At 62.6% G+C, this 14,294-nt stretch carries 11 protein-coding genes and 1 pseudogene; 7 read left to right on the forward strand and 5 right to left on the reverse strand.

From position 1 onward, the window contains the following. Window position 1 precedes the first annotated feature (1 nt). A complete protein-coding gene (locus P3T40_RS33730) occupies window positions 2-694 on the reverse strand; it encodes a GntR family transcriptional regulator (RefSeq protein ID WP_429272046.1) in 693 nt (230 codons plus the stop codon). 415 nt (window positions 695-1,109) lie between these two features. Here P3T40_RS33730 and P3T40_RS33735 point away from each other — a divergent pair. The 7 genes and pseudogenes from P3T40_RS33735 (at window position 1,110) to P3T40_RS33765 (ending at window position 9,161) form a co-directional block, all read left to right on the forward strand. Further along, window positions 1,110-2,378, forward strand: a pseudogene (locus tag P3T40_RS33735) (MFS transporter). Further along, the gene (locus P3T40_RS33740) at window positions 2,375-3,733 is read left to right on the forward strand and encodes an MmgE/PrpD family protein (RefSeq protein WP_429272047.1); all 1,359 of its coding nucleotides are present in this window, start codon (window positions 2,375-2,377) and stop codon (window positions 3,731-3,733) included. Before P3T40_RS33735 ends, P3T40_RS33740 begins: the two are co-directional and overlap by 4 nt. Window positions 3,734-3,773: 40 nt before the next feature. Beyond that, entirely contained in the window at window positions 3,774-4,511 is a 738-nt protein-coding gene (locus P3T40_RS33745; RefSeq protein WP_429272048.1) for an MmgE/PrpD family protein, read from the forward strand. Between the two features lie 113 nt (window positions 4,512-4,624). Beyond that, entirely contained in the window at window positions 4,625-5,170 is a 546-nt protein-coding gene (locus tag P3T40_RS33750; RefSeq protein ID WP_429272049.1) for a GlcG/HbpS family heme-binding protein, read from the forward strand. A gap of 14 nt (window positions 5,171-5,184) precedes the next feature. Continuing rightward, window positions 5,185-5,955 (forward strand): gluconate 2-dehydrogenase subunit 3 family protein, encoded by a 771-nt coding sequence (locus P3T40_RS33755; RefSeq protein WP_429272050.1) that lies wholly within the window; start codon window positions 5,185-5,187, stop codon window positions 5,953-5,955. Between the two features lie 64 nt (window positions 5,956-6,019). Continuing rightward, window positions 6,020-7,798 (forward strand): GMC family oxidoreductase, encoded by a 1,779-nt coding sequence (locus P3T40_RS33760; RefSeq protein ID WP_429272051.1) that lies wholly within the window; start codon window positions 6,020-6,022, stop codon window positions 7,796-7,798. 10 nt (window positions 7,799-7,808) lie between these two features. Further along, on the forward strand, window positions 7,809-9,161 hold the full coding sequence (locus P3T40_RS33765; RefSeq protein ID WP_429272052.1) for a c-type cytochrome: 1,353 nt from the start codon (window positions 7,809-7,811) through the stop codon (window positions 9,159-9,161). Window positions 9,162-9,261: 100 nt separating this feature from the next. Here the strand turns inward: P3T40_RS33765 and P3T40_RS33770 are convergent, their stop codons facing one another. From P3T40_RS33770 to P3T40_RS33785, 4 genes are all read right to left on the reverse strand, one after another. After that, the gene (locus P3T40_RS33770) at window positions 9,262-10,431 is read right to left on the reverse strand and encodes a porin (RefSeq protein WP_429272053.1); all 1,170 of its coding nucleotides are present in this window, start codon (window positions 10,429-10,431) and stop codon (window positions 9,262-9,264) included. A gap of 180 nt (window positions 10,432-10,611) precedes the next feature. Beyond that, a complete protein-coding gene (locus P3T40_RS33775) occupies window positions 10,612-11,364 on the reverse strand; it encodes an SDR family NAD(P)-dependent oxidoreductase (RefSeq protein WP_429272054.1) in 753 nt (250 codons plus the stop codon). Next, window positions 11,361-12,662: an MFS transporter gene (locus P3T40_RS33780; protein WP_429272055.1), complete on the reverse strand. Its 1,302-nt coding sequence runs from the start codon at window positions 12,660-12,662 to the stop codon at window positions 11,361-11,363. The genes P3T40_RS33775 and P3T40_RS33780 overlap by 4 nt, the downstream gene beginning before the upstream one ends. Before the next feature lie 192 nt (window positions 12,663-12,854). After that, complete coding sequence (locus tag P3T40_RS33785; protein ID WP_429272056.1) at window positions 12,855-14,216, reverse strand: MmgE/PrpD family protein; 1,362 nt, start codon at window positions 14,214-14,216, stop codon at window positions 12,855-12,857. Between the last annotated feature and the right edge of the window lie 78 nt (window positions 14,217-14,294).

The raw sequence follows: 14,294 nt of genomic DNA on the forward strand, positions 1-14,294 counted from the left end.
ATCAACGCTTGCCGAACTCCATCTCCCACACCTGCTCGATCGCCTGCAACGCACTCAACACGATCGAGCGGTTCAGCGCCGCCGCGAGCGTGCCATCACGCTCCGCGTACGCTTCGCACAGCCGTTGATGATCGGCGCAAGACCGTTGCATCCGGCCGGGCAACGACGTGCTGAGGTGCCGCAGCCGGTTGGTGCGCATCCGCATCGAATCGAGCACTTCCTTGAAGATGCCGTTGCGGCTCACCCGCAGTTCTTCATCGCGAAACGCGACGTTGGCCCAGAAATAGCCGTCGACGTCCGCCTGCGCGGCGGCGTCGGCGAGACGCGCGTGCGCGCGCCACAACGAATCGATGTCGTCGGCAGTTGCATGCTCGACGATCGCGAGCGACACCTGTCCATATAGCAAGACGCGCAGTTGATAGATCTCGCGCACTTCCGTGAGGCTCATCGACGACACACGCGGCCGCCGCCGCGGCGACCAGTCGACCAGCCGCTCGCGGTTCAGCACGAAAAGCGCTTCGCGTACCGGCGTACGGCTGACGTTGAAGCGCTTCGCAAGATCGACCGAATTCAGGTCATCGCCCGGTTGCAGGCGGCCTTCGATAATGCCGCGCGCGACCCAATCGACGATCTCGCCGACCGGCGATGCGTCGCCCTGATCCTCCTCGTCGCGTGTGTCGACAGTTTCGTCCATCCCTCTATCCCTCGATATTCCTTGGTGTGCCGCCCGGCAGCGTGGACGGATTCTAGCAAACCGCCACCCCGCCGGACCGCGGCGCCTTACTACTCAATTCCCCCAAAGTGTACACAGTTAATCAAATTCTTCTTGAAATTTTACGCTGATAGGCCATACACTTTGCCAAAAGTGTCGACACTAACAAGATCGGACGACACACCGAGCGACTAGGTTGCATGGGACCGGAGTAAGCGCTAAAGCGCCTCCGGTCGACACAGGAGACGCGATGTACATGGAAAAGGAGTTCGCCGGCACGCGCGGCGCCGAAGCCAGCGTCTCGGCGCGGCTCGACCGCCTGCCGCCGACGCGTTATTTCAGCGGCCTGGTCGCGCGCATCGCGATTGGCGGCTGGTTTGAGTTTTATGAAATGTTCATGGCGGCCTATATCTCACTGGGACTCATCAGCAGTGGCCTGTATCACGCCACCACGGCGGGCCTCTTCGACGTCAACGGTTTCGCCAGCTTTCTCGGCTCGTTTTTCGCCGGGATGTTCGTCGGCACGGTGGCGCTCGGCAGCTTCACCGACCGCTTCGGACGCCGCGCCGTGTTCACCTGCGCGATGCTGATCTATTCAGTGGCGACCTTCGCCGCCGCGTTCCAGCATTCGCCGGAAGCCATGGATCTCTGGCGCTTCGTCGCCGGCCTCGGAATCGGCGTGCAACTCATTACTGTCGACACTTATATTTCCGAGCTGACGCCGCATCACACCCGCGGCCGCTACAGCGCGTTCAGCATCCTCGTGATCCTGACCTCCGTGCCGACCGTCGCAGTGCTGTCGTTTCTGCTCGTGCCGCACACCATCCTCGGCCTCGAAGGCTGGCGCTGGGTGATGATCATCGGCTCGGCAGGCGCGGTGCTGATCTGGTTCATGCGGCGCGGGCTGCCCGAGTCGCCGCGCTGGCTCGAAAGCAAAGGACGTTTCGACGAGGCGCGCGCGATCGTCGATGCGATCGAGGCCCGCGTCATCGCGGAAACCGGCCGCGCGTTGCAGGCGCCCGCGCAACACGCGCCCGAACCGCTGTCCGGTGAGCAGAGCGGGTCATGATCCGAGATGTGGAAAGGCCGCTACCTGAGCCGCACGATCATGCTGTCGTTCTTCAACTTCTTTCAGACCTTCGGCGTGTACGGATTCGGCGCGTGGGTGCCGGTTCTGCTCTACACGAAGGGCATCACGATCACGCATTCGCTGCTCTACACCATGGTGATCGCATTCGCGACACCGCTTGGCGCGCTCGGCGCAATGGCCTGCGCCGAACGGGTCCAGCGCAAGTGGCAACTGGTCGGCTGCGCGATCGTCGTCGCGGTGGCCGGTGTGCTGTTCGGCGTGGTGCGCGAGCCCGTGCTGATCCTGCTATTCGGCAGCGCCGTGACCATCGCCAACAACTGGCTCATCGGCATTTTTCACACCTATCAGGCCGAGCTGTATCCGACCCGGATTCGCGCCCGCGCCGTCGGTTTCGTTTTTAGCTGGAGCCGGCTGAGCTCAATCTTCGTCGGTTTCTGGGTGGCGGCATTGCTGAAGCATTCGGGCGTGCCTGCCGTGTTCGTGCTGATTTCGTCAGCCATGTTTGTGATCGTCGTGATGGTCGGGCTGCTAGGGCCGAAGACCAACGGCATCCGTCTGGAGGAGTTGTCTCAATGAGTTCCATCGCCGCCGCATTCGCGCACGGCCTTTTCGCACTGGCGCAGCGTCCGCTGCCGGTTCCGGTCGCAGAGGAAGCCAGGCGTTCCCTGATCAATGTCATCGGCACCTCGATCGGCGCGTCGCGCCATCCCGGCGTCGACGCGATCCTCGCTGCAGCTCACGAACTGGGCGTCGCCGAGATCGCGCCGGTGCCGGGCCGCAGCGAAAAGGTCGACCTGCATTTTTCGGCGCTCGCCACCGGCTTTGCCGGCCATCTCGACGATTTCGACGATACCCATCTCGCGACCGTCATCCATCCGGCCGCCTCGGTGCTCGCGGTGCTGACGGCGCTCGCGCCCGACACGCGCCCGACAGGCGCGGCCGCGCTAACTGCGTTCGCGCTCGGCTCCGAAGCGCAGTTGCGGGTCGGTGTATCGATCTCGCCGGAGCATTACGACCGTGGCTGGCACATCACCGGCACTTGCGGCGTGATCGGCTGCGCGGTGACAGCCGCCCTGCTGCTCTGTCTCGATGAAGCAGCGTTGAGCGCGGCGGTGTCGATCGCCGCCTCGATGTTCGTCGGCCATCGCGAAGCGTTCGGCACGATGACGAAGCCTTATCACCCCGGCAAGGCAGCTTCAAACGGCATTGCGGCCGCGCGTCTCGCGCAGCAAGGCCAGCGCGTCGTCGCCGACATTTTTGAAGCAGCCGGCGGCTACTCGCATTCGATGTCGACCAAGGTCGATTTCGACCTGATGAACGGCGCGTTTGGCGAGCGTTGGGAATTGCTGTTCAACACTTACAAGCCGTATCCGTGTGGGATCGTCGCGCATCCGGCAATCGACGCAGGGCTCGCGCTGGCACCGCGGATCGACGACGTGAAGTCGATCCAGTCGATCACGCTGCGTTGCCATCCGCTCGTGCCAGAACTGATGGGTAACCCGCAGCCGAAGGACGGCCTGCAGGCACGCTTCAGCGCGATCCATGGCGTGGCCGCCGCGCTGTGCGATGGCCAGGTCGGTCTCGCGCAATACGAAGACACGCGTGTGGTGCAGGACGACGTCATCGCCGTCCGTGCCTTGACGAAGCTCGCGCCTGACGCATCAGTGAATCGCGACGAAGTCTTTATCGCGGCGACGCTGAAGGACGGCTCGGTCGTCGAGCATCACGTCGAACATGCGCGCGGCAGTCTGGCACGTCCATTGACCGACGACGAACTGATGCACAAGGTCCGTCTGCTGGTGGACTCGCAGTTGGGCGATGGCATCGCCGCCCAACTCGCCGCCGCCGTGGCCACGCTGGACACCGCCGCCAATCTCGACGCGCTCTTCGCACTGTGTGCACCGAGTGCACTCGCAATGGGACCCGCATAAGCGCTAAAGCGCTAACGCTGGTCGACACAGGAATCGAATCATGCATAACGCCGCTCAACATTCTGTCGTCTCCGACGCCCTCGCCGGTTTCGCTACCGCCGCCCTGCCCGCTTCGGCTGATTCCGCGCTCGATGGCGCCCGCGACGCGCTCACGCACGCGCGCCTGCTCACCCATCAGGCGACGCGCTCGCCCGAGCAGATCGACGCGCTGCTGAAATCGCATGGCAGCGCGACTTACGACGCACGCACCCGCGCATGGATTCTCGGCGCATCGCTCGCGACGCAGGCCGCCGCGTCGCCGTCCATGCCCGTGCTCGCCGCTGTGATAGCGACCGCCGACAAGCTCGGCTCATCCGATGACGAAGCCATCGCCGCTGCCGCGATCGGCATCGAAGCCGCGACGCGCATTCTCGCTGCGGTCGATAGCGACGAATTTCGCGCGCGCTGGAACGTCGCATCGTCGGTGGGCGTGCTGGGTGCGGTGCTTGCGGTGGCGCGCCTCCTCGGCCTCGACGAAGCGTGCACGCGTCATGCGCTTGGTGTCGCCGCGACTCAGGCGGCGGGCCTCGCGCACAACGCGAACCACGAGATGGAAGCGATCGAGATCGGCAAGGCGGCTGCAGACGCACTCGAAGCAGCGCTGATCGCCAAGCACGGTTTCACGAGCGCGGCCGCCTCGATCGATGGGCGGCGCGGCTTTGCAGCGCTGATGGCGTATCGCTTCGACGCCGCTGCGATTACCGAAGCGCTGGGCACGCGCTGGACCTCGCTCGACTGAGCGTGATGCGCTTCGCTCGATGTCTTGACCACATCGGGCGAAGCCGTCGTCGATCGCCGCACCTGGCACGTTCAAAACTCAATCAGCCATCAACCGCTTCACGGGACTCCGTCATGACCAGCAAGCGAATCACTCACACTGCATTGCTCGTGCTGTTCTCGCTGTGCGCCGCGCTTAGCGGCGCAAACGCGAATGCGCAGGCACCTGCGTCGCAACCGTCGGCCGGTGGCCTGCCGGCGCGCACGCCATTCGATATTCCCTACGGCATGCCGATCAGCCTGCAAGCCGCCAACCAGGCGATCGAAACCGCCGAGGCCGAAGCTGCGAAACGCGGCTGGCGCGAAGCCATTGCGGTCACCGATCCGAATGGCGACCTCGTCGCATTCGCGAAGATGGACGATACGCAAAACGCGGCACCGAATATCGCGCTACGCAAGGCCGCCACTGCCGCGCGCTTTCGTCGCGATACGCGCACGTTCTACAACGCTTTCGAAGGCGGACACACCTATTCGGCGACGCTCGATCCTTCGTTAGTTGCCTCCCCAGGCGGCTATCCACTCGTGATAGACGGCAAGATTGTCGGCGCGATCGGATGCAGCGGCGGCAGCGGTGATCAGGATGGGGATATCTGCAAGGCCGGCGCGGACGCGACGAAGTAAGCGCGACGATCAACATGGACGACAAACACGACGCCGTATCAGCAACGCCTCCCATCCAGTCATCGCGGCGCCGGTTCCTGATCCAGACCGTCGCGGTGTTGCCAGTGGCGGGCAGTCTGGCCGCGTGCGATCGAGTGACCGACGGTACGGCCTCCGCTTCGACCGACGCTACCGCTGCCGCTGTTGCGGACAATCATAGTGCGACGCCTTATCAGCCGAAGTTCTTCAAGCCTGACGAATGGAGCGTCCTTCAGGCTGCAATAGATCGCCTGATTCCCGCCGACGCCGAAGGACCGGGTGCACTGGAACTCGACGTCGCGGCGTTCATCGACAAGCAGATGGAAGGTGCATTCGGTCATGCGGCGACATGGTACATGCAGGGGCCGTTTCATCCTGACGCGACGCCCCTCGCGGGCTATCAAAGTCCGATGACGCCGCGTGACCTGTACCGTACCGGCATTACTGCGCTCGACAGTTATTGCAGGGCGCACTTCGGCGGCAAGCCGTTCGTTCAACTGAGTGCTGCGCAACAGGACGCGTTGCTGCACCGCATGGATACCGGCGAGGTCAAGTTCGAGCAGACCTCGGCCGGGCATTTCATCGCGCTGCTGTGGCAGAACACAAAAGAAGGCTATTTCTCCGATCCCATTCACGACGGCAACAAGCACGCCGCGAGCTGGACCATGATCGGCTTTCCCGGCACACGCGCCGACTATCTCGACTGGGTCGCGCAACCTGGCAAAGTGTATCCGCTCGGACCGGTGACGATCGAAGGCAACACATAACCGCAGTCTTCGCGAAGCGAAGCGCACGGCAGCATCAGATAAAACACACGCCAGGAGGGGACACATGGCGAACATCAGGAAACCCAAAGTGGACGCGGTGGTCGTCGGCATGGGCTGGACCGGTTCTATTATGGCGATCGAACTGGCGGACGCCGGCCTCACCGTCGTCGGTCTCGAACGCGGCGAAAACCGCGATACGTATCCCGACTTCGCGTATCCGAAGATCGCCGACGAGCTGACCTACGTACAGCGCAACAAGCTGATGCAAAGCCTCGCTCACGAGACAGTCACGATTCGTCGCCATGCGAGCGAAGCCGCGTTGCCGCTGCGCCAGTACGGCGCATTTCTGTTCGGCGATGGCGTGGGCGGCTCGGGCGTGCACTGGAACGGCTTCACCTATCGCGCGACCGATGCCGACCTGAAGCTGCGCAGTCACTACGAGCAACGCTACGGCAAGGACTTCATTCCCGACGACATGACGATTCAGGACTGGCCTGTCAGCGCCGCCGAGCTTGAACCGTTCTATGACCGCTTCGAGTATGTCGCGGGCACCAGTGGCCAGGCGGGCAACCTCAACGGCCAGCCGGTCAGCGGCGGCAATCCGTTCGAAGCGCCGCGCTCGCGTGACTACGCGTTGCCGCCGTTGCCCACCGCCTATCCGTCGATGCTGTTCGAGCAGGCCGCGCGCGACCTCGGTCGTCACCCGTATCCGACGCCCGCGTCGATTGCGTCGAAGGCGTATACGAACCCGTACGGCATGCAGCTTGGGCCCTGCAACTTCTGCGGCTATTGCGAGCTGTTCGGCTGCTACATGTTTTCGAAAGCGTCGCCGCAGACCTGCATCCTTCCGGCGCTCGCGCGAAAGCCCAACTTCGAATTGCGCGACCGTTCGGCGGTCGTCAAGGTCAACCTCGACTCGACCGGCAAGCGCGCCACCGGTGTCACCTATATCGATGCACAGGGACGCACGGTCGAGCAGCCCGCGGTCGCGCTGTGTGCGTACCAGATGCACAACGTGCGTCTGCTGCTGTTGTCGGGTATCGGCAAACCGTACGATCCTGCCACGGGCGAAGGCACCGTCGGCAAGAACTATGCGTACCAGAAGAACAGTAAGATTCCCATCTTCTCCGATAAGGATGTCGCGATCAATCCGTTTATCGGTTCGGGATCGGGCGGCGTCGTCTATGACGACTTCAACGCCGACAACTTCGATCACGGTCCGCTAAATTTTATCGGCGGCGCCATCACCTTTGCGACCGTGACGGGCGGCCGTCCGATCGCCCAGGCACTGGTGCCACCCGGCACGCCGAAGTGGGGCTCGGGATGGAAGAAGGCGGTGAAAGAGCACTATCTGCATTCCTTCGCAATTTCGACGCAAGGCTCGGTGATGTCGTATCGCGACAACTATCTGGATCTCGATCCGACCTACAAGGATGCATATGGTCTGCCGCTGTTGCGCATGACGTTCGACTGGAAGGACAACGAAGGCCGGATGACGCAGTTCGTCAGCCACAAGGCCGCCGATGTCGCACGCGCGATGAACCCGAAGCCGAAATCGGTGGCGATCAACGCGGGCAAACCAGGTGACCACTTCGACGCCGGTCCGTATCAGAGCACGCACACGACCGGCGGTGCGATCGCTGGCGACCGGCCGGACAACAGTGTGGTCAATAAGTATCTTCAGTCGTGGGATGTGCCAAACGTGTTCGTCGCGGGCGCGTGTTCGTTTCCGCAGAATCTCGGTATCAATCCGACCGGCACGATTGGCGCGATGACGTACTACGCCGCGAAGGCGATCCGCGAGACCTATCTGAAGAATCCCGGCCCTCTCGTTCAGGCGTGAGCAAGCGACCATGAAAATCACGCTCAAACGCCTCACGCGTTGCCTGGTTCCCGCGTTCGCGCTGATGTGCAGCGGCGCGCCAGGAGGCGTGCATGCGCAAGTCCCGAACGCGTCCGCCACTTCGCTTAGGTCGGTGACGACTGACGCGCAACTGGCCAAAGGCGCCTATCTCGCGAAGGTCGGCGATTGCGCGGCCTGTCACACGGAGAACAAGGCGCAGCCCTTCGCGGGCGGTCTGCCGCTCGCGACACCCTTCGGCACGCTCTATTCGACCAACATCACAGCCGACATATCGACCGGTATTGGCGGCTATAGCTATGACGACTTCGCCCTGGCGTTGCGTCAGGGCATCGCCAAAGACGGCCGCCGCCTGTACCCGGCGATGCCCTATCCGTCGTACGCAAAAATCGACGATGCCGATATGCACGCGCTGTATCGCTATTTCATGCAAGGCGTCAAACCGGTCACGCAGACAAACCGCGCATCGGAACTCCGGTTTCCGTTCAACATCCGCGCGTTGATGACAGTGTGGGATCGTTGGTATGCGCACGACCATCCACCTTATCAAGCCGATCCGCGACAGAGCGTCGAATGGAATCGCGGCGCGTATCTGGTGCAAGGGCTCGCACATTGCGGCGCATGCCACACGCCGCACGGCATGCTCGGACAGGAGGACGCGCTCGATGACAAGGACAACACCGCGTTCCTGTCCGGGAATGCGCTGGCGGGCTGGTATGCGCCGAATCTGCGCGGACACCCGGCGGAGGCATCGGACATCAATAATGCATGGAGCAAGGCTGATCTCGTCGCCTATCTGCGCAGCGGGCGTCTGCATGACGGCGCGGCATTCGGTCCGATGACGGAAGTCATCGACGACAGCACGCAGTATCTGCACGACGACGATCTGAACGCGATCGCCACGTATCTGACGTCGCCGTCATTGCACGCACGCGCGACGCCACTCCGCCCGCAGCAAGTCGACGATATGGAGGTGACGGCCGCCGCGCTCAGAGCCGGTCACATCGATTCGAGCGGCGCGCGTCTCTATCTGGACAATTGCGCGGCCTGTCACCGCTCCGACGGCACGGGCGCGATGCCGACGTTCCCCAGCCTGAGCGGCAATGCCTCGGTGTTGAGCCACGATCCGACATCACTGATTCATATCGTGCTGAGCGGCTCGCATATGCCGTCCACCGCACCAGCGCCGACGCCACTCGCGATGCCCGATTTCGGCTGGCGTTTGACGGACCAACAGATCGCCGATCTATTGAGCTTCGTTCGAAGCAGTTGGGGAAACCGCGCAACTGCCGTCACCGCCGCCGAAGTGGGGAAAGTGCGCGCCGTAGCGATTACCGCGAAATAAGCGCGCTGCACCGGCCGGGCGTGACGCTGCGTGAATGTATGAGTGCGGCCATGGCGTCGATCGATGCCATGGCCCCTGCACACGTGGAAAAACAGCGCGCTTAGAACTTGTGACGAATCTCGATACGCGCCACGGCCTGATGATTGTTCGACGAATCGCCGAGGTTGCCGATATCCGCGACTGCCCGAGCACCCGTCGAACTCGTGCCGCTTGCGGTCTGGAACGTACCTAGCAGAAAGAGGTCGGTCCGCTTGGACAGCGTATAGTCAAACAGCAACGTGAACTGGTTGTAAGACTGGTCGCCGAGATCGCCCTTCACCGCATTGCCCTTCGTATAGTTGTATTCGCCCGCAACAGAGAAGTCCACCGCGAAGCGATACAACGCATTCAGCTCAAAACTGTTGAAGGTTGCGGTCTCACCGTTGAACGCCCCAATGTTCATGTACTTGACGTTCGCATACACCGCGTCAATGATTGCCCCGCCAAACTGATACGAGCCACCCGTCGTAATGATCTGCAGCGAGTTGGCTGGCTTCGTGCCGAGATAGCCGGAATTCAGCGAGTTGAACGTCGTAGCACTCGCATTGCTGTTCAGGAGCGAGCCCAGCGCAGACGGATTCTTGAATAGTTCGTATGCCACCGCAAAACCGATCGGACCGCGTGCATAGTTCGCACCGAGGCTGTAGCCGCTCGATTGCGAAATCTCGCCCGCCACGCCGCCCAGACTTGCGGTGCCGCCGAAGGTCAAGCCGCTGAAATTCGGGCTCGTGTATTTGATCGTGTTGTTGCTGCGAAACGTGTGGTTTACGTTGTCGATGTCGCCCGGATGCTCGGTCGTCGATCCACCGTAGGCCGCTCCAAAACCGTAGTTGCCGACGTAGTCGTTGATGCTGTCGTACTGGCGCCCCAGCGTCACCGTACCGTAGGTGCGGCTGCCAAGACCCACGAAGGCCTGCCGGCCGAATGCCGTGCCGCCCTGTCCGAACTGGCCCGTGCTGATGTTGATACCGGACTCCAGCACGGCGATCGCATTCATGCCGCCGCCCAGATCCTCGTTGACTCTCATGCCCCAGCGACTGCCCAGTGTGCCCGAGTTCGAATCCACCAAAAATTGCCGGCCGCCGACGTTCTTGCCGTTCACCACGTTTTTGGCGTTGGTGTTGATCATCAAGCCTTCGTCGAGGAGGCCGTACAGCGTCACCGAGCTCTGCGCATGGGCAGTTCCGGCGACGGTTCCCAATATCGACAATGCAAACAGCGTCTTTCTCATTCTGTCATCTCCACCAAGTATTATTTATTTATGTCTCAGACTTTACGATATGTACTACTAATTAATTTGATGTCGTTACCGCATGAATAATCCTCCTACGAACCCCGCGACACCGCTTTTAACCTGAAACTCTTCGACAGCGGCGCGCGGGTGTCGTCTCCAGCGCCGCTGCCGGAACGATCAGCCTAGAAAAGCGCCGCCGTTCGCGTGAATTGCCTGGCCCGTCAAATAGCGCGCTGTCGGGCCGCATAAAAATTGCACAAGGCTCGCCACCTCGTCGGGCTGGCCGCGCCGGCCCAGCAGTGTGGTGCGTTCAGCGTGATGGGCGGGTTCGGTATTGCCCGCCGAGCCGCCACGCACGGTTGCGATCAAGCCGGGAACCACGCAATTGACCGTTATGCCGTCCGGACCCAGGTCGTGCGCCAGGGCGCGCGTCAAACCCACGAGGCCCGCTTTCGCGGCGATCACGTGCGCGCGTCCCGCCGAACCCGCATGCGCCGACATGCCGCCAATATTGACGATCGCGCCCGCCTTCGACTGCCGCAGATACGGCAATGCCGCGTGCGCGCAGAGATACGCGCCGTCGAGAATCACCGACATCACCTCGCGCCAGCGCGCGAAATCCAGTTCCGCAAACGGCACTTCGCGACGCACAGCCGCGTTGTTGACGAGGATGTCGATCTGCCCGAAATGGTGAATCGCGGCTTCCATGAGACTTTGCGCGCCGGCCGGCTCGCTGACGTCGGCCAGATGCGCGGCCGCGCGCCCGCCCGCAGCCTCGATTGCGCGCACGACTTCGGCCACCTCGGCCGCGGAACTGCGCGCATTGACGATCACCGCATTGCCCGCCGCTGCGAGCTCCAGTGCGATCTCGCGACCAATATTGCGCGCCGCTCCGGTGACGACCGCAACGCCCCTGACCTCTCCATTCATGAATGCACTCCCAGTGATTTCGTTGATAACGTCGGTTTCGCAGTGCCTTGCAGCGGCCGGTCGGGGCGAATCCAGAACGACAGCACAATGCCGAGCAGCAACAGCGCAATCGACATCACGAACGGTACGCGATAGCTACCCGTCATGTCGGTGATCACGCCGAACGCGACCGGCGACACGATCGCGGCGAGACCGGCTGCCGTGCTGATAAAGCCGCTCGCGACGCCGGCATAGGCGGGTGCGATGTCCATCGGCACGGACCAGATCGGGCCTTCGGTCGCTTCGAGACAAAACAGTGCCGCAGCCAGACACAGCGCGATTACAGTCCGGTCGCGCACGAACAGCACGCACGTGAGGAACAGCAGCGAGCCTGCAAAGCCCATGATGATCACGTTGCGGCGCGCCTTGTTCAGATTACCGGTGCGTCGATAGATCGCGTCGGTCAGCAGGCCGCCCGCCGTATCGCCGATCACCCCGGCGAGAAACACGCCCGACGTAAACAGCGCCGTGCTTTTCAGATCGATGCCGTACACGCCGACGAAAAAGCTCGGCAGCCAGCTCAGATACAGCCACAGTGTCCAGGCGTGACAGAAGAACACCAGCGTGACGGGCATAATGCGCCGAATCAGCGGCCACCACGGCACCGCCGTACGATGGCGCGGCCCGGCGTACGCCGGCAACGCGTCGACTTCGGCGGTGGTGATAGAAGGATGCGTGCGTGGATCGTCGCGGAAATACAGCGCCCACACGGCCACCCAGATCGCGCTGACGCAACCCAGGGTGATAAAGGCGCCTCGCCAGCCGAGCAGCGGAATCATCAATACGATCATCGGTGGCGTGATGGTGGCGGCGAGGCGCGCGGCAGAGTGCGTGAAGCCCTGCGCGAAGCCGCGTTTTGCCAAGGGCACCCAGTTGGCCATCGCACGTGTGGCATTCGGAATCGTGCCGGCTTCGCCGAGACCGACCAGCGCACGAGAAAGAACCAGCGTTGCGAGGCCACCAGTCACGCCGGTCGCGAGCGTGCCGATCGTCCACAGAATGCCCGAGAACGCCAGCATCTTGCGCGGTCCGATCCGGTCACCCAGATACCCGTTGAGGACCTGAAAAATTGCATAGCAATAGCCGAACGCAGACAGCGCGATGCCAAGCTGCGTGTTCGAGAGATGCATCTCCGACTTCAGCAGCGGCGCCGCGATGGAAAGATTGACCCGGTCGATGTACTCGATGAAATACATCGCGCAGATCAGCAGAAACACTCTGCCTGTGGTCCCCGTGAACATGCCTGCTTTCGATTTCATCGTGAAGCGCTCTGCCGGTTACGTTGCTGCATGGTTCTGCTCCTGAATCCACCATCCACCGCGTTCGCTGGCATCGCGGCTTGTCTTATGTCGACAATGTTACCGATGACGCGCGTCGCTTCGTTCCCTGCTTCGCACTGTCGCCGCGCGCCGGTTACACGATACGCGCGTCATCGGTACTGCAAGTGGCACTTATGACGTCGTGCCGACCGGACGCGTCAGATCGGCCAGCGCGGCGACGTTCGCAAGCGATTCCATCTTCCAACCCGCGTCGAGTAGCCTCGCAGCTTGCGCGCCGCCCAGAATCGGTTCCACCAGATCGATGAACTTGGCGGCCAGATCGTCATTGCTCATCGGCCGCTCAATGCTGCCGATTGCATGTTCGACATGTTTCTCGAGGCGCTCGCCGTTCGTCAGCGTGATCGTGATGTGCACGGCATCGGCAGGCATCGCTGGGTCGATCTCGGCGGTCACCTTGTCGCGCAACTGCACTGTCGCGGCGCGGTGCACAGCGGCATCGCTGTATTGATGCTCGCCCGCACGACCGTCGATGATCGCCACCGCCGCCGAGTGATAGACGCTGAACTTGCCGTCGAGCCCGGTCTGCGGCGTGCGCTTGCCGGTCAATTCGAGCACCAGCGGATGCACCTTCAGCAGCACCGACGCAATCGCATCCGCCTTCAGCGCGTGTTCGTTGCGCAACTGGATGCAGCCGTCGATCGCAGGATGAATCACGATGCCGCACGCAAACGGCTTGTACGAATTCAGCAGACTTTCGTGACGCTCGCCGAGCCCTTCGGTGATTTCGGCGTAATTGCGATGCGTGCTCGTCACGTTTGCCCAGCCGCGTTTCGCTTCGATGCCCTGCTGCGAACTCGTATAGCCACGCTGCGCCAGCAACGCCGACAGCAAACCGTTCTGCGCCGCCCGGCCCGGATGGAAGCTCTTGGTCATCGTGCCGAACATCTCGCGCAGGCCAACCGGCTGCGTCGCCGCAAGCCCGAGCGCCCAGATCATCTGCTGCTCGTCGAGCCCGAGCAGCTTGCCCGCCGCAGCCGCCGCGCCGAACACGCCGGCCGTGCCGGTGATGTGCCAGCCGATATCGTAGTGATCGGGATAGACCGCGTTGCCAATCCGGCATTCGGTTTCGATGCCGAGCGCCAGCGCATGAATGAGCTCCTTGCCACTGACCGGGCAATACTCGGCCAGCGCAAGGATCGCCGACGCCACGGGCCCCGCCGGATGAATCACGGTCTTCAGATGCGTATCGTCGAAATCGAAGACATGCGAGCTAATGCCGTTAAAGAGCGCCGCGCACAGCACGTCGACCTTCCCCGCGCGGCCGAGCACCGTCGCCTGCGCCGGACCGCCGAACGGTGCGAGCGCGGCGATCGCGATCTCCACAGCTTCATGCCGCGACGCGCCCACCGCACAACCCATCCAGTTGACAAAGGTGCGCACCGCATGGTCGCGCACGGCTTGCGGCAGATCGTCGGCACGCGCGTTGACGAGGTAGCGTGCGAGGGTTTGGGTGACGCGGTCGGCTTGGGTCATTGGATCGTAAGCGGCAGTGAAAGCAGGTGAAAGGTAATGGCTAGAGTACGGAATAGCATTTTACATATTGTCGACAAT

This window comes from Paraburkholderia sp. EB58 (assembly GCF_050436665.1).
Taxonomy (GTDB): domain Bacteria; phylum Pseudomonadota; class Gammaproteobacteria; order Burkholderiales; family Burkholderiaceae; genus Paraburkholderia.